The organism is Rhodococcus sp. USK10 (genome assembly GCF_019378875.1).
GTDB classification, from domain to species: Bacteria; Actinomycetota; Actinomycetes; order Mycobacteriales; family Mycobacteriaceae; genus Rhodococcus_F; species Rhodococcus_F pseudokoreensis.
The window spans coordinates 5,330,652-5,354,597 of sequence record NZ_CP076048.1 but is presented as its reverse complement, the minus strand read 5'-3'; the positions used below and the strand labels follow the sequence as shown (position 1 = coordinate 5,354,597).

The 23,946-nt window shown below is 68.5% G+C and carries 23 protein-coding genes; 9 read left to right on the top strand and 14 right to left on the bottom strand.

What is annotated here, in order from left to right:
- Positions 1-133 precede the first annotated feature (133 nt).
- Positions 134-1,033, top strand: coding sequence for a LysR family transcriptional regulator (locus tag I1A62_RS31845; RefSeq protein ID WP_218270841.1), 900 nt, complete (start codon positions 134-136; stop codon positions 1,031-1,033).
- On the opposite strand, the gene I1A62_RS31840 is transcribed toward I1A62_RS31845, so the two are convergent.
- Positions 1,030-1,974, bottom strand: a complete 945-nt coding sequence (locus I1A62_RS31840) for an alpha/beta fold hydrolase (RefSeq protein ID WP_219456249.1) — start codon at positions 1,972-1,974, stop codon at positions 1,030-1,032. The genes I1A62_RS31845 and I1A62_RS31840 overlap by 4 nt on opposite strands.
- A 117-nt stretch (positions 1,975-2,091) precedes the next feature.
- On the opposite strand from I1A62_RS31840, the gene I1A62_RS31835 reads away from it, so the two are divergent.
- Complete coding sequence (locus tag I1A62_RS31835; RefSeq protein ID WP_219456247.1) at positions 2,092-2,685, top strand: NTP transferase domain-containing protein; 594 nt, start codon at positions 2,092-2,094, stop codon at positions 2,683-2,685.
- A 12-nt stretch (positions 2,686-2,697) separates the two neighbouring features.
- On the opposite strand, the gene I1A62_RS31830 is transcribed toward I1A62_RS31835, so the two are convergent.
- Entirely contained in the window at positions 2,698-3,516 is an 819-nt protein-coding gene (locus tag I1A62_RS31830) for an ABC transporter permease (RefSeq protein ID WP_124396276.1), read from the bottom strand.
- Positions 3,513-4,469 (bottom strand): ATP-binding cassette domain-containing protein, encoded by a 957-nt coding sequence (locus I1A62_RS31825; protein WP_124396275.1) that lies wholly within the window; start codon positions 4,467-4,469, stop codon positions 3,513-3,515. The genes I1A62_RS31830 and I1A62_RS31825 overlap by 4 nt, the downstream gene beginning before the upstream one ends.
- Before the next feature lie 149 nt (positions 4,470-4,618).
- On the opposite strand from I1A62_RS31825, the gene I1A62_RS31820 reads away from it, so the two are divergent.
- The gene (locus tag I1A62_RS31820; protein ID WP_219456245.1) at positions 4,619-6,259 is read left to right on the top strand and encodes a helix-turn-helix transcriptional regulator; all 1,641 of its coding nucleotides are present in this window, start codon (positions 4,619-4,621) and stop codon (positions 6,257-6,259) included.
- A gap of 109 nt (positions 6,260-6,368) precedes the next feature.
- Positions 6,369-7,478 carry an NAD(P)/FAD-dependent oxidoreductase gene (locus I1A62_RS31815; protein WP_124396273.1) on the top strand — a complete coding sequence of 370 codons (1,110 nt, stop codon included), beginning with the start codon at positions 6,369-6,371 and terminating at the stop codon, positions 7,476-7,478.
- On the opposite strand, the gene I1A62_RS31810 is transcribed toward I1A62_RS31815, so the two are convergent.
- The 6 genes from I1A62_RS31810 to I1A62_RS31785 form a co-directional block, all read right to left on the bottom strand.
- Positions 7,450-8,619, bottom strand: a complete 1,170-nt coding sequence (locus I1A62_RS31810) for a lipid-transfer protein (protein ID WP_219456244.1) — start codon at positions 8,617-8,619, stop codon at positions 7,450-7,452. The two genes, I1A62_RS31815 and I1A62_RS31810, sit on opposite strands and share 29 nt — an antisense overlap.
- Complete coding sequence (locus I1A62_RS31805) at positions 8,616-9,038, bottom strand: MaoC family dehydratase (RefSeq protein ID WP_124396271.1); 423 nt, start codon at positions 9,036-9,038, stop codon at positions 8,616-8,618. Before I1A62_RS31805 ends, I1A62_RS31810 begins: the two co-directional genes overlap by 4 nt.
- The gene (locus I1A62_RS31800; protein ID WP_219456242.1) at positions 9,035-10,030 is read right to left on the bottom strand and encodes a bifunctional MaoC family dehydratase N-terminal/OB-fold nucleic acid binding domain-containing protein; all 996 of its coding nucleotides are present in this window, start codon (positions 10,028-10,030) and stop codon (positions 9,035-9,037) included. The genes I1A62_RS31805 and I1A62_RS31800 overlap by 4 nt, the downstream gene beginning before the upstream one ends.
- Positions 10,031-10,044: 14 nt before the next feature.
- Complete coding sequence (locus I1A62_RS31795; RefSeq protein ID WP_218270848.1) at positions 10,045-11,196, bottom strand: acyl-CoA dehydrogenase family protein; 1,152 nt, start codon at positions 11,194-11,196, stop codon at positions 10,045-10,047.
- The gene (locus I1A62_RS31790; RefSeq protein WP_219456240.1) at positions 11,181-12,221 is read right to left on the bottom strand and encodes an acyl-CoA dehydrogenase family protein; all 1,041 of its coding nucleotides are present in this window, start codon (positions 12,219-12,221) and stop codon (positions 11,181-11,183) included. Before I1A62_RS31790 ends, I1A62_RS31795 begins: the two co-directional genes overlap by 16 nt.
- 83 nt (positions 12,222-12,304) lie before the next feature.
- Positions 12,305-14,467 (bottom strand): acyl-CoA dehydrogenase, encoded by a 2,163-nt coding sequence (locus tag I1A62_RS31785; protein ID WP_219456238.1) that lies wholly within the window; start codon positions 14,465-14,467, stop codon positions 12,305-12,307.
- Positions 14,468-14,561: 94 nt separating this feature from the next.
- Between I1A62_RS31785 and kstR the strand changes: the two genes are divergently transcribed.
- Positions 14,562-15,200, top strand: a complete 639-nt coding sequence (kstR, locus tag I1A62_RS31780; protein ID WP_005566090.1) for a cholesterol catabolism transcriptional regulator KstR — start codon at positions 14,562-14,564, stop codon at positions 15,198-15,200.
- A 68-nt stretch (positions 15,201-15,268) separates the two neighbouring features.
- Positions 15,269-17,809, top strand: a complete 2,541-nt coding sequence (gene otsB, locus I1A62_RS31775) for a trehalose-phosphatase (RefSeq protein ID WP_124396266.1) — start codon at positions 15,269-15,271, stop codon at positions 17,807-17,809.
- A 13-nt stretch (positions 17,810-17,822) separates the two neighbouring features.
- Here the strand turns inward: otsB and I1A62_RS31770 are convergent, their stop codons facing one another.
- Complete coding sequence (locus I1A62_RS31770; RefSeq protein ID WP_124396265.1) at positions 17,823-18,911, bottom strand: substrate-binding domain-containing protein; 1,089 nt, start codon at positions 18,909-18,911, stop codon at positions 17,823-17,825.
- A gap of 137 nt (positions 18,912-19,048) precedes the next feature.
- Here I1A62_RS31770 and I1A62_RS31765 point away from each other — a divergent pair, with 137 nt between their 5' ends.
- The 3 genes from I1A62_RS31765 to I1A62_RS31755 are packed head-to-tail and all read left to right on the top strand — an operon-like array spanning position 19,049 to position 21,796.
- Positions 19,049-20,014, top strand: coding sequence for a metal ABC transporter solute-binding protein, Zn/Mn family (locus I1A62_RS31765; RefSeq protein ID WP_219456236.1), 966 nt, complete (start codon positions 19,049-19,051; stop codon positions 20,012-20,014).
- A 13-nt stretch (positions 20,015-20,027) separates the two neighbouring features.
- Positions 20,028-20,906: a metal ABC transporter ATP-binding protein gene (locus I1A62_RS31760; RefSeq protein WP_160103555.1), complete on the top strand. Its 879-nt coding sequence runs from the start codon at positions 20,028-20,030 to the stop codon at positions 20,904-20,906.
- Positions 20,903-21,796 carry a metal ABC transporter permease gene (locus tag I1A62_RS31755; RefSeq protein ID WP_219456235.1) on the top strand — a complete coding sequence of 298 codons (894 nt, stop codon included), beginning with the start codon at positions 20,903-20,905 and terminating at the stop codon, positions 21,794-21,796. Before I1A62_RS31760 ends, I1A62_RS31755 begins: the two co-directional genes overlap by 4 nt.
- Positions 21,797-21,816: 20 nt before the next feature.
- On the opposite strand, the gene I1A62_RS31750 is transcribed toward I1A62_RS31755, so the two are convergent.
- The 4 genes from I1A62_RS31750 to I1A62_RS31735 all read right to left on the bottom strand — a co-directional run bounded on the left by I1A62_RS31750 (position 21,817) and on the right by I1A62_RS31735 (position 23,900).
- Positions 21,817-22,347, bottom strand: coding sequence for a DUF3558 domain-containing protein (locus tag I1A62_RS31750; RefSeq protein WP_219456233.1), 531 nt, complete (start codon positions 22,345-22,347; stop codon positions 21,817-21,819).
- Positions 22,344-22,760: a hypothetical protein gene (locus I1A62_RS31745; RefSeq protein WP_219456232.1), complete on the bottom strand. Its 417-nt coding sequence runs from the start codon at positions 22,758-22,760 to the stop codon at positions 22,344-22,346. The genes I1A62_RS31750 and I1A62_RS31745 overlap by 4 nt, the downstream gene beginning before the upstream one ends.
- 199 nt (positions 22,761-22,959) lie before the next feature.
- A complete protein-coding gene (locus I1A62_RS31740; protein WP_257890594.1) occupies positions 22,960-23,490 on the bottom strand; it encodes a DUF3558 domain-containing protein in 531 nt (176 codons plus the stop codon).
- Positions 23,487-23,900 (bottom strand): hypothetical protein, encoded by a 414-nt coding sequence (locus I1A62_RS31735; protein ID WP_219456230.1) that lies wholly within the window; start codon positions 23,898-23,900, stop codon positions 23,487-23,489. The genes I1A62_RS31740 and I1A62_RS31735 overlap by 4 nt, the downstream gene beginning before the upstream one ends.
- Positions 23,901-23,946 lie beyond the last annotated feature (46 nt).

Here is a 23,946-nt window from a genome sequence, read left to right as displayed (position 1 = left end):
TGCGTCTACTTAGCTCCGCGTATGAGCTCCACATTAGGGATCGACCGGTGTCAATTGCCAATAAGCTGGGGAAATCGAAATAGTGTTATCTCGATCGCTCATAAGTCTTCCCCGAAGGACGTAACCTCAGGTCATGGAGTTCCGACAGCTTCGCTACTTTCTCGCGGTCGGCGAGGAGGGCAGTTTCTCGCGCGCCGCACAACGCTGCTTCATCTCGCAGTCGGCGATCAGCCATCAGATCGCCAAACTCGAAACCGAGTTGGGCACCACCCTGCTGGAGCGCTCGACGCGCGCCACCCGGCTCACCGCGGCGGGCGAACGACTGATGCCCATCGCCGCCGAGATGATGGGGCTCGAGGCGCGCGCGCTGTCGGTGGGACTCGATCCGCGCAACCGTCTCCGGATCAGCGCGAGCATGAGCTTCGCGACCCAGAGCCTGGAGGCGATATCGCTTGTCCGCGAAGACTTCCCGCAGCTCGACATCGAATTCGTCATCAAGGATTTCACCGACCGGATGACCGCGGTCGCGTCGGGCGACGCCGACCTCGCACTCATCCGCGGCGGCGTCGACCGGCCGGGCCTCGAAACCGTGGAATTCGGGCTCGAAGACCTGGTGATCGTGACGTCGAGCAAACACCCACTGGCCGGGGTCTCGACCGTCGACCTCAGCGAACTGGCGCCGTACCCCCTCCTACTGCCGCCACGGAGCAGCCAGATCCTGATCCACAACGTGGTCGAGGACGCGTTCCGGCAGGTCGGGCAGCGGGTGATGCTCGGGCCGTCGATCCCGAGCGACCACACGGCCACCCTCGACGTCCTCACCACCCCGCGGTCGTGGACGGTGCTGTACGCCGACACCGCCGACGCGACGCCCCGACGGGGGTTGAGTTTCCTGCGCGAGGCGCACGACCGACTGCGCATCCCGGTGTGCGGGGTAGTCCGGAGCGGAACCGCGACGCGACCCGAACTGACCCACCTGTTCCGTGCGCTCGCGCAGTCGATCGCCGGGACCGGCGGAACGGCCGAAATCTAGACGTCGATCAGACCGTGCCTGTCGACCCACGGCAGCACGCGGTCGAGCATCGCGTCGGGAACTTCGAGCTGCGGAGTGTGCCCCACGTCCGCGAGAATCACGCTGTCCCACCGCGGATTTGCCGTCGCCACCTTGCGTGCCGCCGCGACCGGGACCAGCCGGTCGCGGTCGCCGTGGAGCAGCAGCACGGGCTGTGCGATCGACTGCATGACGTCGAGATACCGCCGCGGACGCGCGAGCACGCGCATCAGGGAACGACTGGCCTGAAGGAATGCCGCGTCCTCGGACGGCAGCGCGCGGCGATAACCCACGAGCGCCGTTGCGGCGTCCAGGGAATCCTCCGACGCCCGGCTCGGATCGGCGAAGCACAGGTCGATCGTGCGCTCGACCAACTGCCGGTCCGTCATCTTCCGGCTCGAGTACTGCAGGAACCGCTCGCCCACGAACGGGGTGAAGTACATCGCGAACTGTGCGGCGATCCGTGGGTTCGGGATCCGTTGTGCGACAGGCAGTGCGGGGTCGACCAGGATCAGGGCCGAGACGATCTCCGGGTGCGCCGCCGCCTCGAACAGCGAGATCATGCCGCCCATCGAGTTGCCCATGAGGATCACGGGACGACCGACGACCTCGCGCAGGAAGCGGTGCAGCACCTTCGCGTTGGCGCCGACTCCCGTCCGGCGTCGCCCGGACGGGCTGAGCCCGAACCCGGGGAGATCGACGGTGAGCACGCGGGTGCGCTCCGCGAGCACCGGTGCGATCCGCACCCAGTTCAGGTGCGAGCCGCCCAGTCCGTGGACCATGACCACCGGAGGGAACCCGGTGTCCTCGCCGTATTCGACCCAGTGCACGGGACCGTCGAGGTCGACGATGCTGCCCGCGCCACCCCATCGCTGCGCGAACTCCTGCTGGGCAGGTTCGCCGACTCTGTTCGGATCCACCATGCGTCCGTCCGTTCCGATAGGGCGTGCCGTCTGTTGGGCCTGCCGAGGCCACCGGCCAGTCTACGGAAGCATCGTCGTAATGTTGGGACACATGCAGCGCGGGACGGGGAGAGTTCGATGACGATCGGGGGCGTGCTGCTCGCGGCCGGGGCCGGTTCGCGCATGGGCAAGCCGAAGGCACTCGTCGTCGGCTCGGACGGGGAACCGTGGCTCGCGCGCGGGGTCCGAATCCTGATGGAGGCCGGATGCGAGCCCACCATCGTGGTGCTCGGTGCCCGCGCCGACGAGGCCGAGCACCTCCTGCCCGACGGGGTCCCCGTCACCGTCGGAATCGCGGACGACTGGCAGTCGGGGCTGTCCGCGTCCCTACGTCGCGGACTGGAGGTCGCGACGACGTTCGACGACGTCGACGCCGTCGTCATCACCCTCGTCGATCTCCCCGACCTCGGCGCCGACGCCGTCCGGCGGGTGGCGGCGGTGCCCGGCGACACCCCGGCCGGCGACGCCCGGTCGGCGCTGCGCCAGGCCCACTACGGCGGACGCCCCGGCCACCCGGTACTGATCGGCCGGGACCACTGGCTCCCGTTGCGGCGCAGCCTCACCGGGGACTCCGGCGCACGGAAGTACCTCGCCGCGCACGGCGCCGAGACGGTCGACTGCTCCGATCTGGGAACGGGACGCGACGTCGATTCGCCGCGCGAACTCGGCTAGACCGGCGCACCGTCAGCGGCTGACGGCCTTCTTGTACCGCCGGATGGCAAACGGCACGAAGATCACCAGCAGCACTGCCGACCACAAAAGTGAGGCGATGATCGGGTGCTGCAACGGCCAGGCGTCGGGAACGGTCATGGCCGGGTTGGTGTTTCCGAACAGTTCCCGGACGGCCTGTGTCACCGCGGACACCGGGTTCCATTCGGCGATCACCTTCAGTGGGCCGGGCAGGTTGGTGGTCTCGACGAATGTGTTCGCGATGAAGGAGAGCGGGAAGATGACGATGAAACTGGCGTTGTTGAACACTTCCGGAGTGCGGATCCAGAGCCCGACCACCGCCATCACCCAGGACAGGGCGTAGGCGAACAACAGCAGGAGCAGGTAGCCGAGGAGCGCTTCGCCGAGACTCGAGTGGATGCGCCACCCGATGATCAGACCGGTCAGCGACATCACGACGAGGCTGACGATGTTGATCAGGACGTCCGTGGACGTTCGGCCGAGGAGGACGGCGGACGGGGCCATCGGCAGCGACCGGAATCGGTCGATGATCCCCTTCTGCAGATCCTCGACCATCCCGAGGCCCGTCCACGTGGCCCCGAAGATGACTGTCTGCGTGAAGATTCCGGCGATCAGGAATTCGCGGTACGACATTCCGGGAACCTGGATCGCGCTACCGAAGACGTACGCGAACAGCAGCACGAACATGATCGGCGACAACGTGGTGAACACGATGAGGTCGGGGACGCGCTTGATCTTGATCATGTTGCGTTTGGCGATCGTGAGCCCGTCCGCGAGCGCGGTGTGCACGGACGCCGTCTGTGGGGCGCTCATGAGACTTGCTCCTCTTCGGCTTCGTGTCCGGTCAGGGTGAGGAAGACGTCGTCCAGGGTCGGTCTGCGCAGACCGACGTCGAACACCTTCACTCCTCGATTCGAGAGTCGGCCCAGTGCCTCGACGAGGGCATCGGCGCCGCCGGACACCGGCACCGTCACCCGGCGGACGTTCTCTTCGACCAGGATGTCGCCGGCGGCGAGGGGAGCTAGTTCTTCGCGCACCACGGAGAGGTCGACGCCCTCCCGCACGCTCAGCTCGATGCGTTCACCACCAACGCGGTCCTTCAGTTCGTCGGCGGTTCCGCGCGCGATGACGGAGCCGTGGTCGATCACCGCGATCTGGTCGGCGAGGCGCTCGGCTTCCTCCATGTACTGCGTCGTCAGCAGCAGGGTGGTGCCCCTGGCGACGAGGTTGTCGATGACGTCCCACAGCGCCAGCCGGGCGCGGGGGTCGAGTCCGGTGGTCGGTTCGTCCAGGAACAGCACTTCCGGCTCGGCCACCAGCGCTCCGGCGAGGTCCAGACGGCGGCGCATGCCGCCCGAGTAGCCCTTGACGGGGCGATCGCCCGCCTCGACCAGGTCGAACTGTTCGAGCAGTTCGCGGGCTCGCGCCTTACTGCGTTTGGCCCCGAGGTGGTAGAGCCGCCCGACCATGTCGAGGTTCTCGAAACCGGTGAGGTACTCGTCGACGGCCGCGTATTGCCCCGACGCGCCGATCCGGGACCGGAGCACCCGCGCGTCGTGGACGACGTCGAGACCGGCGACCTGCGCGCGGCCTGCGTCCGGGACGAGGAGGGTGGTGAAGACCCGCACCGCCGTGGTCTTGCCTGCGCCGTTCGGGCCGAGCAGGGCCATGACCGTTCCAGAGGGGACCGCGAGGTCGACCCCGTCCAGCGCTGTGACCTTGCCGTACTTCTTGACCAGACCCTCTGCCGTTATCGCATCGACCATCAGAAGTTCCCATCCGTTGGCGTGTCGACCCAGTGTGACTCGAGGCACCGACAGGTGCAGGGGAATATTCGCCGTTCCGGGCAGGCCCTGTGCGGCGGTAGTCTGAAATTCGAGCAGGTCAGCGCGCAGATCTTCGGCAGGAGACCAGGATGTCGGATGCGGCGTCGGAACTCCGGACGGGCCGTGCGGCCTTCGAGCGGGGAGACTGGCGCGACACGTACGCACGCCTGTCGAGCGCCGATCGGCAGGACCCGCTGCCGGGTGCCGACCTCGAACTGCTCGCCACCGCCGCCTACCTGCTCGGTGAGGACGACGCCAGCACCGAGTGGTGGGAGCGGGCGGTGCACGAGTGGACCCGCACGGGTCGACCGGTGCGCTCGGCGCGGTGCGCGTTCTGGCTCTCGTTCGGCCTGCTCATGCGCGGCGAGCACGCCCGCGGCGGCGGTTGGCTGGGCAAGGCCCAGCGACTGCTCGACACCGCGGGTGTGGACTGCGCGGAGCGTGGCTACCTGCTGGTGCCGCAGGGGCTGCGCCGGATCGACGACGGCGACGGCACCGCGGCCCGGGACATCTTCCGCGCGATCACGGACGTCGGCATCCGGTTCGCCGACCCCGATCTGACGACGCTCGGAGTGCTGGGCACCGGCCATTCGCTCGTCCTGCTGGGGAACGTCGAGGAGGCGGTCTCCGCGTTCGACGAGGCGATGGTCGGGGTGACGTCCGACAACGTGTCCCCGGTGGTCGCGGGGATCGTGTACTGCGCCGTGATCGAGCAGTGCCAGAACATCTGCGACCTCCGGAGGTCGAGGGAATGGACTGTGGCGCTGGAGGAGTGGTGCTCTTCGCAACCCGGCCTCGTCCCCTACCGCGGTCAGTGCCTCGTCCACCGTGCCGAGATCCTGCAACTGCAGGGCGACTGGCCGACGGCGATGGACTCGGCGCGGCGGGCGCACGAACGACTCGGCGCGCAACCCGCGGCCGGGTCCGCCGCCTACGTGATGGCCGACCTCCACCGCCTGCGCGGCGAGGTCGCGCAGGCCGAGAAGTTGTTCCTCGAGGCGAACCGCTTGGGCAGGCGCCCGCAACCCGGACTCGCGCTGCTGCGGATGGCGCAGGGTCGGGTCGGCAGCGCGGCCGCGTCGATCCGCTGCGCGGTGGACGAAGCCACCGGCGACGTGGAACGCGCCCGACTGCTGCCCGCGTGCGTGGAGATCCTGCTCGTCGCCGGCGACGTCCCGGCGGCGACGTCCGCTGCGGACGAACTCGACTCGACGGCAACCCGGTTCGCGATTCCCTATCTGTGCGCCCTGGCCGCGCAGGCTTCGGGATCGGTGCTGCACGCAGAGGGCCGGGGCAGCGACGCGCTGACCGTCCTGCGCGACGCGTGGCGGCGCTGGCAGGAGATCGGCGCGCCCTACGAGTGCGCGCGGGTCCGGGAGTCGGTCGCGCTGGTGTGCCGCGACCTCGGCGACGACGACACCGCGCAGATGGAGCACGATCTCGCGTCCGCCACGTACCGGCAACTGGGCGCGCTCCCCGACCTCGAGCGACTGCGGGTGGAATTCAGTCCCGACTCCGCGGACTCCACTCCGCTGACCCCGCGTGAAGTGTGCGTGCTCCGCCTCGTCGCGGCGGGCAAGAGCAACCGGGCTGTCGCGACGGAACTGTTCCTCAGCGAAAAGACGGTCGCGCGGCACCTGAGCAACATCTTCGTCAAACTGGGGATCTCGTCGCGGTCGGCGGCCACCGCCTATGCCTACGAGCATCACCTCGTCGGCCCGGCTACATGAAAGTACCCATACGGTCGTACGTATCTGCGCCTTTCTCCCGACGCGCCCGGATCGGTCCGCTCAATAACGTTGAGCACAACCACCGAACGCCGAGGGAAGAAGGCACACCATGTCCACGGAACGTTTCGACACGATCGTGATCGGTGCCGGGCAGGCCGGCCTCGCCACCGGCTACCACCTCGCCCAACGCGGGCAGCAGTTCGTGATCCTCGACGCCCACGACCGCGTCGGGGACGTGTGGCGGGAACGGTTCGACTCGCTCCGCCTCTACAGTCCCGCACAGTACGACGGGCTGCCCGGCTGGGGAATCCCCGCCCCCGCGTGGTCGTGGCCCGGGAAGGACGAGGTCGCCGACTACTTCGAGGCCTACGCGGAGCGGTTCGCGCTGCCGGTCCGGACCGGCATCACCGTGGACGGGCTGACCCGCCTCGGCGACCGCTACGTCGTCACCGCCGGAACGGACCGATACGAGGCCGGCAACGTCGTCGTCGCGTCCGGCACCTGGCAGACCCCGGTCATCCCCGACCTCGCCGACCGCCTCGACCCCCGCATCCGGCAACTGCATTCCAGCGACTACCACAATCCCTCCCAACTGCAGGACGGGCCGGTGCTGGTGGTCGGGTGCAGCCACTCCGGCGCGGACATCGCCCTGGAGGCCTCCCGTTCGCACCGCACCACGATCTGCGGTCCCGTCCGCGGCGAGGTGCCGTTCGACCTCGAGGGACGCGCCGCACACGTCGCGATCCCGATCATGTGGTTCATGGCGAATCACGTTCTGACGGAACGCACCCCCGTCGGCCGAAAGATGCGCGCCCACGTCCGCTCGGGCGGCGGCCCACTGCTGCGGGTCAAGCGGGCCGACCTGGCCGCGGCCGGTGTGGACCACTTCCCCGCGAAGGTCACCGACGTGCGCGACGGCCGACCGGTCCTGGACGACGGCACCGCACTCGACGTCCGCAACGTGATCTGGTGCACCGGGTTCCGCAAGGACACGACCTGGATCCAGATCCCCGTCACCGGTGCGGACGGGTGGCCCGATCAGTCCCGTGGAGTCTCACCCGACCATCCGGGACTGTATTTCGTGGGACTGCCTTTCCTGCAGGCGTTCGCGTCGATGCTCACCGGCGGCGTGGGCCGCGACGCCGGGTACGTCGCGAAACACATTGCGCGCAGGCAGTCGCGGGCCGGTGTCAGGCCGTCAGCACCAACCCCGACGTAGGCACCCCCGTGCCTGCGGTGACGAGGACGTTCTGCGCACCGGAGACCTGGTTGACGGACGTGCCGCGGATCTGCCGCACGCCCTCGGCGATGCCGTTCATGCCGTGGATGTAGGCCTCCCCGAGCTGACCTCCGTGGGTGTTGAGCGGCAGGCTGCCGTCGAGATCGATGGTGCCGCCGGCGATGAAATCCTTGGCCTCGCCGCCACCGCAGAAGCCGAGCTCTTCGAGCTGCATCAATACGTATGGAGTGAAATGGTCGTACAGGATTGCCAGATCCATGTCCTGCGGTCCGAGTCCGGCCTGATCCCACAGCTGCCTGCCGACCAGTTCCATCTCGGGCAGTCCCGCGAGCTCGGGCCGGTAGTAGCTGGTCATGATGTACTGGTCGCTGCCGCTCCCCTGGGCTGCCGCCGCGATCACGGCCGGCTTCTGCTTCAGGTCCTTCGCCCGCTCCGGCGACGTGACGACGATCGCGATGCCGCCGTCGGACTCCTGACAGCAGTCGAGCAGGTGCAGCGGTTCGGCTATGAACCGGGAATTCTGGTGGTCCTCGAGGGTGATCGGCTTGCCGTGGAAGAAGGCGTTCGGATTGGTGGCCGCGTGCTTGCGGTCGGTGACCGCGACCCGTCCGAAGTCCTCACTCGTGGCGCCGTATTCGTGCATGTACCGCTGGGCGACCATCGCGACGAACGCTGCAGGCGTCGACAGGCCGTGCGGGTAGGAGAACGCGTTGTCGGTGCCGGACGAGTTCACCTGCTGCACCAGACCGGAGTTCACCTGCCCGAACCGCATCCCCGACCGCTCGTTGAACGCCCGGTACGCCACCACCACGTCGGCGACGCCGGTGGCCACGGCCATCGCGGCCTGCTGCACGGTGGCGCACGCCGCGCCGCCGCCGTAGTGGATGCGGCTGAAGAACTTCAGGTCCGGGATGCCGACCGAACGGGCCACGGCTGCTTCGGTGTTGGTGTCCATCGTGAAGGACGTGAGCCCGTCGACGTCCGCGGGTGTCAGCCCGGCGTCCTCGAGTGCCGCCGTGACGGCCTCCGCCGCCAGCCGTAATTCGCTGCGGCCCGAGTCCTTCGAGAAGTCGGTGGCGCCGATCCCGGCGATGACAGCCTTGCCCGACAGCCCGCTCATGCACCCGCTCCGTTCGTGCGTCCGTCCAGGACGAGGGTCACCTTCGACGTGATGTGGTTGCCGAGATCGTTCTTCCCGACGACGTCGAGCGTGACGACGCCGTCGTCCACCGACTCCACCGTGCCGCTCAGCGTGAGCGTGTCGTAGGCGTACCACGGCACCCCGAGGCGCAGCGCGATCGACTTGATCACCGCGGTCGGTCCCGCCCAGTCGGTGACGAACCGCTGCACCAGACCGGTGTCGGTGAGGATGTTGACGAAGATGTCCTTCGATCCGCGCTGCTGCGCCAGGTCGCGGTCGTGGTGGACGTCCTGGAAGTCGCGCGTCGCCAGTGCGGCCGAGACGACGAACGTCGGGTCGCCGGTGACGGACAGCTCCGGAAGCGTGGTTCCCACTACGACATCGAGAGTGGACGTCATGACTGCTCCTTCGCTCCGCGCTGCCACGCGTACAGGGTCCACGGCGCGCCGCCCGTCTCGTCGTCGCCCGGGAAGTCGAGGTAGATCGCCTCCACCGGCATCCCGATCGTCACGTCGGCGGGCGCGACCCCGCGCAGTTCGCCGAGCATGCGGACGCCTTCCTCCAGTTCGACCAGCGCCACCACGAACGGCAGCGAGCGTCCCGGGACCTTCGGCGCGTGGTGGATCACGTAACTGAACACCGTGCCGCGACCCGACGCGACGACGTAATCCGTCGTCTCCGCCTTGTCCTTCCACAGCGCGGGCACCGGCGGGTGCTGCAGCGTCCCGTCCTCGCGCTGCTGGATCCGCAGTTCGTGCGCGGCCACGCCGTCCCAGAAGAATTGGGTGTCCTGCGAGGCGCTGGGCCGCATCATCCTCGACGGGTCCAGGTCGTCGTAGGACGCACTCTGCCCGTTCCCCGACGACCCCGGCCTATCGGTCTTCGGCATGAACTTCAGGATCCGGAACAGCATCTCGGCCACCGGTTCGCCTGCGGCGTCGCGCCACACACTGCGGGTGTTGAAGAACCAGCCCTCGCCGAGGCCCGTCTTCTTCGGGCCGACCACGTCCTCGAGGGTCGTGGTGATGGTGACCTCCTCGCCGACCTTCAGGTAGCGGTGGTAGACCTGATCGCAGTTGGTGGCGACGACGGACGTGAACCCGGCCTCGTCGAGGATGGTCGTCATGCGCCCGAGCGGGTCGTCGGTTTGCCGAACGGCGTTCAGGCCCTGCATCGTCCACACCTGCGCCATCGCGGGCGGGGCGACGATGCCGTCGTGTCCCGCGGCCCGCGCCGCCGCCTCGTCGACGTAGATCGGATTCTTGTCGCCGATCGCCTCCACCCAGTTGCGGATCATCGGCAGGTTGATCGGGTCCCGTCCGGGCCGGGGAGCGCTCGGGCCCGCCGACCGGACCTCTTCTGCGGCAGCGAGAATCTGTTCGGAACTCATTTCGCGCGGCGCTCCTATCGCGGGACTCGGGGAAGTTTCAGGCCGGCTGTCGCGATCAGTTCGCGCATCACCTCGTTGACCCCGCCGCCGAACGTGATGACGAGGTTGCGCTTCACCTGCATGTCGAGCCATGTCACGAGGTCGGCGGTCTCCGGCTCGGACGGGTCGCCGTAGCGTCCGACGATCTCCTCCGCGAGCCTGCCGATGCGCTGAATACGTTCGGTGGCGAACACTTTCGTCGCGGACGCGTCGGCGACGTCGACGGCGTCCGACTCACTGGACGCCACCTGCCAGTTGAGGAGTTCGTTGAGGCGGTACGTCGCGTGGATCTCGCCGAGCACGCGCCGGACGTCCGGTTCGCCGAGCAGGTCGTGCGCGGCCGCCCAGTTGCGGATACGGTCGTAGAGTCCCCCGACCCGGCCGGCGGGCCCGAGCATGACCCGTTCGTGGTTGAGCTGGGTGGTGATCAGGCGCCAGCCCTGATTCTCCTCGCCCACCAGCATGTTCGCGGGCACCCGGACGTCGGAGTAGTACGTGGCGTTGACGTGGTGGGCGCCGTCGCACGTGATGATCGGTGTCCAGCTGTAGCCGGGGTCCTTGGTGTCCATGATCAGGATGGAGATGCCGCGGTGCCGCGAGTCGGCCGAACCGGTGCGGACGGCGAGCCACAGGTAGTCGGCGTCGTGGCCGCCGGTGGTGAAGATCTTCTGGCCGTTGACGATGTACTCGTCCCCCACCCGGGTGGCCGTGGTCCGCAGCGCCGCCAAGTCGGTACCCGCCTCGGGTTCGGTGTAGCCGATCGCGAAGTGCACCTCGCCCGCCAGGATCGCGGGCAGGAACTTGCGCTTCTGCTCCTCGGTCCCGTAGGTCTGCAGCGTCGGCCCGACCGTCTGCAGCGTCACCGACGGCAGCGGAACATCGGCGCGCACAGCCTCGTTCACGAAGATCTGCTGCTCGATCTCCCCGAAACCGCGGCCGCCGAACTCCACCGGCCAGCCCACCCCGAGCCAGCCGTCCTTGCCCATCCGGCGGATGACCTCGCGGTAGGTGGCGCCGTGGCGCTCGGTGCGCATCACCTCCGCCTCGGCCGGGGAGATCAGCCCGGAGAAGTAGCGCCGGAGTTCCGCCTGCAGCTCCCGCTGCTCGTCGGTCAGATCGATGAACACCGGGCCCCCACGAGGTCGAGTCGGTACGAGGCGCCGCCCACGAGGCGGGCCAGGTCTTTGGCGGTCGAGTAGTAGCGGTGCAGTGGGTACGTCACGTCGACGCCGATGCCACCGTGCAGGTGGTGCAGCACCTGCATGGCGGCGGGCACCTCGGCGGCGATCCAGTAGGCCATCACGTCCAGATCGTCCTGTGCGTCCAGGCCCTCGGACACCCGCCACGACGCCGCGAGCGCCGACACGTGGAGGGTGCGGGACGTGACGTAGACGTCGGCGATCTGCTGCGAGACGGCCTGGAACGTCGCGAGCGGCTTGCCGAACTGGTGCCGGGTGGCCAGGTGCTCACCCGCCAGAACCGTTGCACCGGAGAGCAGTCCGTCGGCCACCGCCCCGATCGATGCGAGCGCGATCCGGTACAGCGTCTGCACCGCGTTGTCGCCGGCCGCGAGCAGTTCGCCTCGCACCCGGTCGAACGTGACCGCGAATTCGGGGCTGCCCGACGCCGAGGGCGTCGGCGCGAGCGTGACACCGTCCGCGCTTGGATCCACCAGCACCACCCCGGTGTCCGTCGGCACCAGGATCCGGTGCGCCTGCTCGGCGTACGGAACCGCGAGCACGCGCCCGGTGACGGAGTGGCCGTCGCCGTCCGCGACCGCCGTCACCGACGGCCGTGCCGGGAACTGCGCCCCGGGTTCGGCGAGCGCCGCGGTGAACGTGCGACCGCCCGCGAGGCCGGTGAGCAGCGCGTCCTGCTGCGCGTCGTCGCCCAGCGCGACGATGGGCAGCACCCCGAATCCGAGCGTCGCGAGGGCCGGGACCTGGGCCGCCTTCCGCCCGACCTCGGTGAGCAGCGCACCGACGTCGGTGACCGACAGCCCTTCACCGCCGAGACGTTCCGGCAGTGCGAGGGTCAGCAGGTCGGCGTCGGCGAAGGCGGCCCAGAGGGCGTCGCCGTCGAGGTCGCGGGCCAGTAGTCCGGCCGCGACCTGGGCCACGGCCTCCTGGGTTTCGTCTCGAGTGAAGTCCACGCTGACAATCCCACTTTCGATTTAGAACGTGTTCTAGTTGTATCACCATCCCGGACCCCGCGGAAGGCCGAGCGGGAGTCGGCTCAGCCGCGCGGCAGCCCGAGAATCCGCTCGGCCGCCACGGTCAGCAGGATCTGCGTCGTTCCGCCCGCGATGGACAGGCAGCGGGTGTTCAGGAACTCGCGTGCAAGCGGACCCTCCACCCAGCCGTCCGTGCCGCCGAGTTCCATCGCGAATTCCGCGACCGCCTGCCGCTGACGGACGCCCACCAGCTTGCGGACGCTCGATTCCGGCCCGGGGTCCTGGCCGTCCAGCTGCCGGAGGGTGGTGCGCAGTTCCAGTTGCGAGCCGACGAGCGCGTTGCCGATGAGCCGGCCGAGCGTGTCGTCGGTGACCGGGTCGCCGTCGCCCGCGAGCGCCAGCAGTTCCTCCGTCGCCGCACCGAGCGAGGAGCCCCCGCCCATCGCGACCCGCTCGTTCGCCAGCGTGGTGCGGGCCAGCTTCCAGCCGTCGCCGAGATTCCCGACAACCAGGTCGTCCGGCACGAATACGTCCTCGAGGTACACCTCGTTGAACAGGGCGTCGCCGGTGATCTCGCGCAGCGGCGAGATGGTGATGCCGGGACTCGTCATGTCGACGAGGAAGTAGCTGATGCCCTTGTGTTTGGGCGCCTCCCGATCGGTGCGCGCCAGGCAGATCGCCCAGTCCGCCTCCTGCGCCCTCGACGTCCACACCTTCTGGCCGTTCAGCCGCCACCCGCCGTCCACCTTCTCCGCCGACGTCCGCAGCGCCGCCAGGTCGGAGCCGGCGCCAGGTTCGCTGAACAGCTGGCACCAGATGATCTCGCCGCGCAGCGTCGGGGTGGCGAAACGCTCGATCTGCTCGGCGCTGCCGTGCTCGAGGATGGTCGGCACCGCCCACCAGCCGATCACCAGGTCGGGTCTGCCGACCCCGGCGGCCGCCAGTTCCTCCTCGATCAGGATCTGCTCCGCGGCGCGCGCACCTCGCCCGTAGGGAGCGGGCCAGTGCGGGGCCAGGTAACCCGACTCGGCCAGGGCCGCGCGTCGCTCCGGCCCCGGCCGCGCCACCAGCGCGGCGATGTCGGCGTGGATCCGCGCCCGCTCCTCACTTAGGCCCGTCAGGTCGATCGACAGGTGCCTGCGAGCGCCCGCCCGGGTCAGTTCCGTGACCCGCGACCGCCAGCGGGCGGAGCCGCCGAGCAGCTGGCGCAGCGACGTCGCCCGGCGCAGGTAGAAGTGGGTGTCGTGCTCCCACGTGAAGCCGATTCCGCCGAGCACCTGGATGCAGTCCTTGGCGGTCTCGACGGCGGCGTCGAGCGTGATCGTCGCCGCCACCGCCGCCGCAACCGGGAGCTCGCCACCGTCCGCATTCCACGCGTCCTCCGCCGCGACGGCCGCGTCCCACGCCGCGGCCCCGGACTGTTCGACGCGGCACAGCATCTCCGCGCACAGGTGTTTGATCGCCTGGAACGATCCGATCGGTTTGCCGAACTGCTCGCGAATCTTGGCGTACTCCACCGCCGTTCGCAGACACCACGCCGCGATGCCGGACGCCTCCGCGGCGGCCAGGGTCGCGGCGAGGTCGGACACCAGCCCCTCCCGCACCCCCGTGACCACACGGTCGGCCGCCACCGCCACCCCGTCGCACCGCACCCGCGCGAGAGGACGGCTCTTGTCGATCGTGTCGGCGATCGTGATGTCGAGGCCGTCGGACTCACCGTCGACCAGGCACCACACCACCTGCTCGCCCGTGTCGGCCGGTAACAGCACGGTCACTCCCGCGTCGCCGCCGATCGCGAAGCCGGCGTCGCCGGTGACCGTCAACCCGCCGTCGGCGCTGAGGGTCGCGTTCACCGGGGAGTTGCCGAGAGCCACCGCGCACGGCATCGCGCCGTCGGCGAGGTCCTCGGACCATCGTTTCGCGGCGGCGCCGGAGCTGCGCCCGACGACGAGAGCGGCCAGCGCGGTGGAGAGAACAGGACCCGGGACGAGTTCGGTCGCGGCCTGTTCGAGCATCGCGGCGAGATCGACGATCTCCGCCCCCGACCCACCGACCTCTTCGGGTACGGCAACCGAGAAAATTCCGAGCGAAGAGAAGGCCGGCCACGACGTGTGCCACGAATCTGCTGGTCCTTGCCGTACTGTGACCAGCGGGTCCGTCGACCGCGCCCAAGCCTGGATCGCACCCGCTGCAGCCTTCTGTTCCTCGGTGGTGGCGATAGTCACAACGGGTATCCGCCTCTCCTGAATGACACATTCGTCTAGAACGTGTTCTAATATGACACCTGGCCATGAGTCAAGGCGCGAAGGAAAACAGGTAATGACGACCAGCTCCCGATCACGGTCCACGACGGTCGCTGCGGCGACGCTGGGCGAGGACGATCTCAGTTCCAACGCGCAGAAGGAACGGCGCAAGCGGATCCTCGACGCGACCCTGGCCCTGGCGTCCAAGGGCGGATACGAAGCCGTGCAGATGCGTGCCGTCGCCGAACGCGCCGACGTCGCCGTGGGAACGCTGTACCGGTACTTCCCGTCCAAGGTGCACCTGCTGGTGTCGGCGCTCGCCCGCGAGTTCGAGCGGATCGACTCCCGCGGAAAGAACCCGCCGGGCCGGAACCCACTCGAGCGGATGCAGCTGATCCTCAGCCAGATCACCCGCGCCATGCAGCGCGACCCGCTGCTGACCGAGGCCATGACGCGCGCGTTCATGTTCGCCGACGCGTCCGCCGCCGCCGAGGTCGATCAGGTGGGCAAGCTGATGGACCGGCTGTTCGCCCGCGCGATGACGGACACCGAACCCACCGAGGACCAGCTGGCCGTCGCCCGCGTCATCTCCGACGTGTGGCTGTCGAACCTGGTGGCCTGGCTCACACGGCGGTCGTCCGCGACCGATGTCGCGAATCGGCTCGAACTCACCGTCGAACTGCTGCTCGGTGACGGGAGCCGCAGACCCGAATAGGACGCGATCGGGGCACAGCCCCGGCCGAGAACGCGCCCACATCCGTCACATCCCCTAGATTTGAACGTGTGAGCGCCCATGATCTGCCCATCGAACTTCGTCGTGCCCTCTCCCGGGTCGCGCGGACCCCTCGCCTGCTCGTCGCGTCCGATTACGACGGCACGATGGCTCCCATCGTCTCCGATCCCGAAAAGGCGTTTCCCCACGCCGAATCGGTGCGCGCTCTCCGCGCCCTGGCCAGCCTCGCCGGAACCACGGCGGCCGTGATCTCGGGCCGGGCGCTCAAAGACCTCGCCGCGCTGTCGCGGCTGCCCGCCGAGGTTCAACTCGTCGGCAGCCACGGCTCGGAATTCGACATCGGGTTCATCCATGCGATCGACGCGGACGCCAAGAAACTTCTCGGAGAGATCACCGAGGAACTCAGGCGGATCTCCGCCCTGCACGACGGCACGTCGGTGGAGGCGAAGCCGGCGAGCGTCGCCCTGCACGTCCGCAACGCCGACGCCGAGGAAGGCGCCCGCGCACTGGCCGCGGTGCGCGCCGACGCCGGGCAGCGGGTGGGCGTGCAGGTCACCGAGGGCAAGTCCGTCATCGAACTGGCCGTCGTCGCCACCGACAAGGGCCATGCCCTCGACCTGATCCGCCACCAGGACGGCGCGACCGCGGCAGTGTTCGTCGGCGACGACGTCACCGACGAGAAGGCGTTCGCACGCCTCCAGGGCCCCGACCTCGGTGTGAAGGTCGGCCCCGGCGACAGCCTCGCCGAATTCCGGGTGTCGAGCACCGAGGACGTCGCCGCGGCCCTCGCGTTCCTGCTCGAGGAGCGCCGCACCTGGCTGTCCGGGGCACACGCGCCGCCGATCGAGCGCCTCACCATGCTCGCCAGCCCGCGGACCGTCGCCCTCGTCACCCCGGACGCGACCCTCACCTGGTTGTGTCATCCCGAGCCCGACTCCGCGTCCGTGTTCGCACACCTGCTCGGTGGACCGGAAGCCGGCCATTTCAGCGTCGGCCCGCACCGCAGCGCCCTGCCGCTGAGCCAGCGGTACATCGACAGCACGATGACCGTGCAGACCCGGTGGGCCAGCCTGTCCGTCACCGACTACCTGCCGCACGACGTACGCCTGGGCCGCACCGACCTGACCCGGGTGATCAGCGGGCAGGCCGCCGCCGTCGTGACGTTCGCACCGCGGCCCGAGTTCGGTCAGGGCCAGGTCATCCTCGAGGCGGTCAGCGAGGGACTGCGGGTGCACGGCACCAACGAGCCGATCGTGCTGCGCTCCCCCGGCGTGCAGTGGAACGTCACCTCCGACGGCAACCAGCAGACCGCGCATGCCGTCGTCGATCCGTCCCGTGGCGACATCGTCCTGGAATTGCGTTGCGGCACCGAGGAACTCGGACCGTCCGAGACCCCGGAGGCGGAACGCCGCGCGCTGGCCGAATCGTACTGGTCGGACTGGGCGAAGAGCCTCACCCTGCCCACGCTCAAACCCGACCTGATGAAGCGCTCCGCGCTCACCCTCCGCGGCCTGGTGCACGTCGACTCCGGCGCGATCATGGCGGCCGCCACCACCTCGCTGCCCGAGGAGATCGGCGGCGTCCGCAACTGGGACTACCGCTACTGCTGGCTCCGCGACGCCGCACTCACCGCGTCCGCGCTCGTCAGCCTCGGTTCGCTCAGCGAGGCCGAGGGCTACCTCGACTGGGTGCACGACGTCCTCGAGACGCTGCCCGGCCCCGAACGCCTGCACCCCCTCTACACGCTGCACGGTGGCGGTCTGCCGCCCGAGGCCGTCATCGACTCGCTGCCCGGGTACGCGGGCTCGCGTCCCGTCCGCATCGGCAACGCGGCCAACCAGCAGGTGCAACTCGACGTGTTCGGCCCCATCGTCGAACTCATCCACGACCTCTCCCACGCCCGCGAGAAGCAGGGCGCCCCGGTGGCGCTCAACGACCGCGACTGGGAACTGGTCTGCGCCATGGTCGAGGCCGTCGAACGTCGCTGGTTCGAACCCGACCACGGCATCTGGGAGATCCGCGACAACCCCCGTCACCACGTGTATTCCAAGGTGATGGGGTGGGTCACCATCGACCGCGCGGTGGCGCTGGCCGAGCACTTCGGGCGAGACATCGAGCCCGGGTGGACGCCGTTGCGCGACAAGATCGCGGACGAGGTGCGCGAGAAGGGCTGGAAGGACGAGGTCCGCTCGTACACCGCCGCCTACGACGGCACCGACCTCGACGCCGCCACGCTGTACATCGGACTGTCCGGGCTGATCGACCCGTCGGACGAGAAGTTCGCGGCCACCGTCACGGCCACCGAGGCGGAATTGCGCAGCGGCTCGACCGTGTACCGGTACCACCACGACGACGGACTGCCCGGCACCGAGGGCGGGTTCCACCTCTGCGCCGCCTGGCTGGTGGAGGCGTACCTGCTGATCGGTCAGCGGTCGCAGGCGGAGGCGCTGTTCGCACAACTCGTCGACGCCGCCGGACCGACCGGACTGCTCAGCGAGGAGTACGACCCCGTCGCCGAGCGGTCGCTGGGCAACCATCCCCAGGCGTACAGCCACCTGGGTCTGTTGCGCTGCGCCCAGCTCCTGGCCTGAGCCGGAGGCCGGGTCAGCGTCTCGCGGGCCCGGCCGTCGAACCGCGCAGGAGTTCAGTCTCGAGCATCTCGACGGTCGCGACCCCGGAGTGTGATGGGGACATGAGCAGGGCGCCTGCCCGGCGACCCTTCTCCTCCTGGGGTTGCCGCACGGTGGTCAGGCCCTCGCGCAGTGCGTCGTCGACGCCGTCGAATCCGGTGACCGACAGCTGACCGGGCACGTCGATGCCCTGCCAGCGCGCCCAGTCCAGCGCGCCGAGCGCGAGGACGTCGGTGGTGCACACGAGCGCGGTGATCCGGGGATTCACACCGAGCGCCTGCGCGGCGGCGGCGTGCCCCGCCTTCCCGGTGTGCTCGAAGCGTTCGACGACGGTGAGGGTCTGCGGGTCCAGGCCCGCGTCGGCCATCGCGTCGCGCACTCCCTCGATGCGTTCGCGCTGGACGTGGAAGTTCGGCGACCGCAGGCGCTCCGCGTCGGCGACCCCGTCCGAACGGTCCCGCCCCAACCGCATGCTCAGCACGCCGATGTCGCGGTGGCCGAGGCCGATCAGATAGTCGGCGAGTCCGCGCATCGCACCGCGGTCGTCGATGCCGATGAGCGACGCCCCCGGGATCTCCCGGGGCTGATCGCACACGACCATCGGCAGGTGCCGCTCGCACACCGCCGCGAGGTACGGGTCGTCGTCCGCCACCGAGTACACGACGAACCCGTCGACACCCGCCTGCTGCACGACCGCCGCGGCGTCCGCCTCCTCCCGACCCGGGCCTGCCGGGATCAGGAGCAGACCCTGCCCGGCGGCCTCGCACGACTCGGCCAGCCCGGACAGGAAGCTCATCGCGGCGGGGTCGCGGAAGGAGTAGCTGAGGGCCTCGGTGAGCAGCAGTCCCACGGCGCCGGCCTTGCGGGTGCGCAGGGACCGGGCCACCGGGTCGGGGCCCGGGTAGCCGCGGCGCTTCGCCGCCTGCAGCACCCGGTCGCGGAGTTCCGCGGAGAGTTGATCCGGCCGGTTGTAGGCGTTGGACACCGTCGTTCGCGAAATATTGAGCTCGGCCGCGAGCGACGCCAGCGTGGCTTGGCGACGTGGCTGTCGAGACCTGGGCATAGGGGGACGTTAGTACCTGGCTCGGGTTCGGGCTCGTCGGGGCTGCACCGAAAGTGCACTACCAGGACCGATCCGCTAAAGTGCAACGGTAACGGTTTCCAATAGCGTTTAGCGATTCGTTCTGTCAGGAGTTCTCTGTGCGCGCTTCCTCAGGTTTTCGTGCGGCCACGGCGGCCGTCGGGCTGTCGTTCGCCGCGGCCCTCACCCTCACCGCGTGCGGCTCCGACACGACCGGCGACGGCACCCTGACCGTCGTCGCGTCGACGAACGTCTGGGGCAGCGTCGCCCAAGCCGTCGCCGGCGACAAGGTGGACGTCACCTCGATCATCACCGAACCGTCGTCCGACCCGCACTCCTTCGAGGCGAGCCCCACCGACGCCGCCAAGCTCACCGACGCGTCGCTGATCGTCTACAACGGCGGCGGGTACGACCACTTCGTCGACGACATCATCGGCACCGGCAACAGCGACCAGCTCACGGTCAACGCGTTCGACCTGCTCGAGGGCGGCGCGCACGCGGGCGAGCACTCGGACGGCGGTGACTCGGACGGCGGTGACTCGCATGAGGGTCACGACCACGGCGACGTCAACGAACACGTCTGGTTCGACGTCGACACCGTCGATGCCACCGCGCAGTCCATCGCCGACAAGCTCGGCCAACTCGACCCCGGCAACGCCGACGCTTACAAGGCCAACGCCGCCACCTTCCACGGCCGGCTCGAGCAGATCTCCGCGATCACCGACGGCATCGCGGCAGCGCACAAGGACGCACCCGTCGCGCAGACCGAACCGATCGCCTACTACCTGCTCCAGTCCGCAGGACTGAAGGATGTCACCCCGCCCGATTTCACGAGCGCCATCGAGAACGGCAACGACCCCGCTCCCGCCGCCATCGCCGCCACACGACAGCTGCTCACCGGCAAGCAGGTGCAGGCCCTCGTCTACAACGTGCAGACACAGGACCGGGTCACCCAGGACGTGCGCGCCACGGCCGAGTCGGCGGGCATCCCCGTCGTCGAGGTGACCGAAACCCTGCCCGAAGGCCTGGACTACATTCAGTGGCAGACCAACACCGCCGAGTCGCTTGCCGCGGCTCTGCAATAGAACTGATCGGCTTGTGACAGAACCCACTTCGAAGAACGCCGGCAACGGTCGCGTCCCCGCACTGGAATTGACGGGGGCGCGACTGTCCTTCGGCGAACGCACACTCTGGCAGGACCTCGACCTCACCGTGGAACCCGGCGAATTCGTCGCCGTCCTCGGACCCAACGGGTCGGGCAAGACGTCGCTGCTCAAGGTGCTGCTCGGTCAGCTCGCCCTCAGCTCCGGCACCGCGCGCATCGCCGGAACCCCGGCGCGGAAGGGCAATTCGCACGTCGGGTACATCCCCCAGCAGAAGTCGCTCGACGACGGGTTGCCGCTCCGCGGCCGCGACCTCGTCGGGCTCGGCGTCGACGGCCACCAGTGGGGAACCGGTCTCCTCCGGCGAGGCCGGCGCCGGGCCATCGTCGACGCGGCCATCGCCGAGGTCGGCGCCCAGCACTACGCGGACGCGCCGATCGGTTCCATGTCCGGCGGTGAGCAGCAGCGACTGCGGATCGCGCAGGCCCTCGTCGGCAACCCGCAGATGCTGCTGTGCGACGAGCCGCTGCTCAGCCTCGACCTGGCCAACCAGAACCTCGTGTCCGGACTCATCGACCGGCGGCGCCGCACCCACGACACCGCGGTCCTGTTCGTCACCCACGAGATCAACCCGATCCTCCCCCTCGTCGACCGCGTGCTCTACCTCGTCGACGGCCAGTTCCGCATCGGCAAACCGGAAGAGGTCATGACGTCGGAGGTGCTGTCCGAGCTGTACCGCACCGACGTCGAGGTGCTGCACGTGCGCGGCCGCCTCGTCGTGATCGGCACCGGCGACGCCATCGACGCACTCGGCAGCGCGGGCGGCCTCCGCCCCGGCGAGGGTGTGCACCACACCGACGAGGGACACGCATGAGCAACAAGTTCACCGACGCCATGTCACGCATGTTCGACGTCTCCGCCACCGTCGACCTCCTGCAATACGACTTCGTGCAGCAGGCCCTGATCGCGGGCGCCATCCTCGGACTTCTCGCGGGAGCCATCGGGCCACTGATCGTGAGCAGGCAGATGTCGTTCGCCGTGCACGGCACGAGCGAGCTGTCCCTGACCGGCGCATCCGCTGCCCTGCTCATCGGCGTCAGCGTCGGGGCGGGCGCCATCGCCGGTTCGGTGGTCGCGGCCGTCCTATTCGGGCTCCTCGGCGCGAAGGCCCGCGACCGTGACTCCGTGATCGGCGTGATCATGGCATTCGGGCTCGGACTGTCGGTGCTGTTCATCTGGTCGTACCAAGGACGCACCGGCACCAGTTTCTCGCTGCTGATCGGCCAGATCGTCGCACCCGGAAACAGCGGCCTGCAGTTGCTGCTGCTCTGCGCCGTGCTCGTCATCGGAGTCCTCGGCCTGATCTACCGTCCCCTCCTCTTCGCGAGCACCGACCCCGACGTCGCCGAAGCCCGCGGCGTCCCCGTGCGCGCCCTGTCGATCGTGTTCGCCGTCCTCGTCGGCATCACCGCCGCCCTCGGCGTCCAGATCGTCGGCGCACTACTCGTCATGGCACTGCTCATCACCCCCGCCGCAGCCGCCGCCTACGTCACCGCCAGCCCCCTCAAGGCGACCATCCTGTCGATCGTGTTCGCCGAACTCGCCGCCGTCGGCGGCATCCTGCTGTCCCTCGCACCCGGCGTGCCCGTGTCCAGCTTCGTCACCACGATCTCGTTCGTCATCTACCTCGCCTGCCGACTCAGCGGGTCCTCACGACGCAAGAACGCCGGACGCACCGCCCACACCCACGCACACACGCACTGAGCCGGATCGATGCAAGCCGCCTACAGGTGGTCGGGGAAATACGGCGCCAGCGCCGTCGCCACCTTCGTCGCCTGATCGCACGCCTCGTCGACAGTCGTGAAATCCTCCAACTCGCTGTACCCGATCATGAACTCGAGAATCCCCGGCTCGATCGCCACCGACACCGTGCACGCACTACCACCGCGGAAATCCGACACCAGCACATCCCGCCCACCGATTTTGGTCTCCCTCAGGACGTTGAAGCGGTCGCTGGACTCGATATCGTCAAACGTCTCGGCACGCGCTGCGATCGTGATGCCGTAATTCGGATCATTCGACAAATACCCACAACCGAGAGCGCGTGGGACGTCGGTGTCATCGCGTTCCGGCGGCCGCACATCGAGACCGACGGCGTGGATCGCGTCGGGGGGAAGCTCATCGCACGGATGGAAAGTGATATCAGGCATCGGTTGCTGGCCCGGCTGGCCCTCGACTGCTTGATTGCAAGCGCTGAGTGCAAAGACTGCCGCGAGAATGAACACGGACCCGACGCGCTTACGGTGCTGGCTCACAGCTGCTGTCCTGACTGATTCAAATTCCCGGCAAACGCTGAGTCCTGCTCCCGATACCGTGTGAGTGTCGCCTCGAACATCGACTTCATATCGAGTGCGTACGCTTCATGGGCAAGAAACAACCCCACTGCGGTGTTGCCGGAATCGATGGTCTCGCTGCCGCCAATTGCTTTCTCGTCGAATTTCCGAGCAAGATCCTTCGCTGATTCGATGTCGTTTTCGCCGATACCGAGATCCAGGGCTCGAAGGTCGTTTCGTGCGCGCCTGGCCAATTCGCGCATGTCCTCCGCATGCCCCTGGCACAGCTTGATGCACTGCTCGATGCCGGCCGGGTCGAGTTCGAGCCGGCCGCCCCTGACGACGTTCTCGGTGAAAGCCTTCCAACCGGCTTCCGGTGCTTCTGGCCCCGCCATGGTTCTGCCCCCTCCCTGTGTCCCCACCTGTGCAATCTCCGGCGCGTGGCAATCTACCAACCGCGAGCACCGACCGAGCTCCCCAAGACGCGAGAACGCAGGACGCATCGCCCCCACATGCACTGAGCCGCCACTTTCCGCGAACCTATGGCCGAACCGGCCCTCAAACCCCGAAGAGTGGAGGCTCAGTACAACTCCCCTACAGGTGGTCGGGGAAATACGGCGCCAACGCCGTCGCCACCCTCGTGGCCTGATCACACGCCGCGTTCGCTGTGGTGAATTCCGGGCTTCCCTCGCTGTAGAGAATTTCGAAGTCGAGCACTCCCGGCGCAATGTCGACCGCGACACTGCACGATCCACCGAGGAAGAGCCCCACTACCGCGTGGCGTCCGCCGATCTCGGTTTCGTTGACGACCTCGAAGCGGTCATCTTGCCTAATGTCCTCGATGGTGTCGCCGCGAGCAGCGATCGTGATCCCGTAATAAGGATCGTGCGACGTGAACATGCACGCGAAATTCGATGTCGACTCGTGATCCGAGCGACTAGGAGGGCGTGCGTCTATCCGCGCCTCCTTGATCGCCTCGATGGGCAGGTCGTCGCACGGGTGGTAACCGATAGTAGGAGCGGGCTCGGCTGTTGCTTCGCCGTTGGAGGACTGCTCGCAGGAAGTAGCGAATCCAACCAGAACCAGTGCCGACATTGCAGTTGCTGCGGCTCGCTTGCCGTTCACAGTTCAGTTCCCGCGGCGGACAGGGTTCCTGCGATCTGTTCATCCTGCTCCTGGTATCGGGCAAGCACAGCCTCGAACATCGATTTCATATCTCGCGCGTACGTTTGATGAGCCGTGAAGAGCCCACGCGCAGTGTTGCCGAGTTCGATGTCCCTACCGCTGATCGCCTTCTCGTCGAACTTTCGCGCGAGCTCGGCTGCAGACGCAATGTCCTTCTCTCCGATCCCGAGATCGGTGGCGCGTAGCTCCTCATTTGCCCGGCGGGCGAGATCACCCATGTGATCCGCATGGTCCTGACACAGCTTGATGCACTGCTCTATCCCGCCCGGGTCGAGTTCGAGCCGGCCGCCACCGACGACGTTATCGGTGAAAGCCTTCCAACCGGCCTCCGGTGCCTCTGGCCCTGCCATGTTCGTGCCCCCTCCGTGTGTCGAGCTGTGTCCCCACCTGTGCAAT

Coding starts and splice junctions, on each gene's coding strand:
- I1A62_RS31845 (WP_218270841.1), top strand. CDS start 134: ATGGAGTTCCGACAGCTTCGCTACTTTCTCGCGGTCGGCGAGGAGGGC.
- I1A62_RS31840 (WP_219456249.1), bottom strand. CDS start 1,974: ATGGTGGATCCGAACAGAGTCGGCGAACCTGCCCAGCAGGAGTTCGCG.
- I1A62_RS31835 (WP_219456247.1), top strand. CDS start 2,092: ATGACGATCGGGGGCGTGCTGCTCGCGGCCGGGGCCGGTTCGCGCATG.
- I1A62_RS31830 (WP_124396276.1), bottom strand. CDS start 3,516: ATGAGCGCCCCACAGACGGCGTCCGTGCACACCGCGCTCGCGGACGGG.
- I1A62_RS31825 (WP_124396275.1), bottom strand. CDS start 4,469: ATGGTCGATGCGATAACGGCAGAGGGTCTGGTCAAGAAGTACGGCAAG.
- I1A62_RS31820 (WP_219456245.1), top strand. CDS start 4,619: ATGTCGGATGCGGCGTCGGAACTCCGGACGGGCCGTGCGGCCTTCGAG.
- I1A62_RS31815 (WP_124396273.1), top strand. CDS start 6,369: ATGTCCACGGAACGTTTCGACACGATCGTGATCGGTGCCGGGCAGGCC.
- I1A62_RS31810 (WP_219456244.1), bottom strand. CDS start 8,619: ATGAGCGGGCTGTCGGGCAAGGCTGTCATCGCCGGGATCGGCGCCACC.
- I1A62_RS31805 (WP_124396271.1), bottom strand. CDS start 9,038: ATGACGTCCACTCTCGATGTCGTAGTGGGAACCACGCTTCCGGAGCTG.
- I1A62_RS31800 (WP_219456242.1), bottom strand. CDS start 10,030: ATGAGTTCCGAACAGATTCTCGCTGCCGCAGAAGAGGTCCGGTCGGCG.
- kstR (WP_005566090.1), top strand. CDS start 14,562: ATGACGACCAGCTCCCGATCACGGTCCACGACGGTCGCTGCGGCGACG.
- I1A62_RS31770 (WP_124396265.1), bottom strand. CDS start 18,911: ATGCCCAGGTCTCGACAGCCACGTCGCCAAGCCACGCTGGCGTCGCTC.
- I1A62_RS31755 (WP_219456235.1), top strand. CDS start 20,903: ATGAGCAACAAGTTCACCGACGCCATGTCACGCATGTTCGACGTCTCC.
- I1A62_RS31745 (WP_219456232.1), bottom strand. CDS start 22,760: ATGGCGGGGCCAGAAGCACCGGAAGCCGGTTGGAAGGCTTTCACCGAG.
- I1A62_RS31735 (WP_219456230.1), bottom strand. CDS start 23,900: ATGGCAGGGCCAGAGGCACCGGAGGCCGGTTGGAAGGCTTTCACCGAT.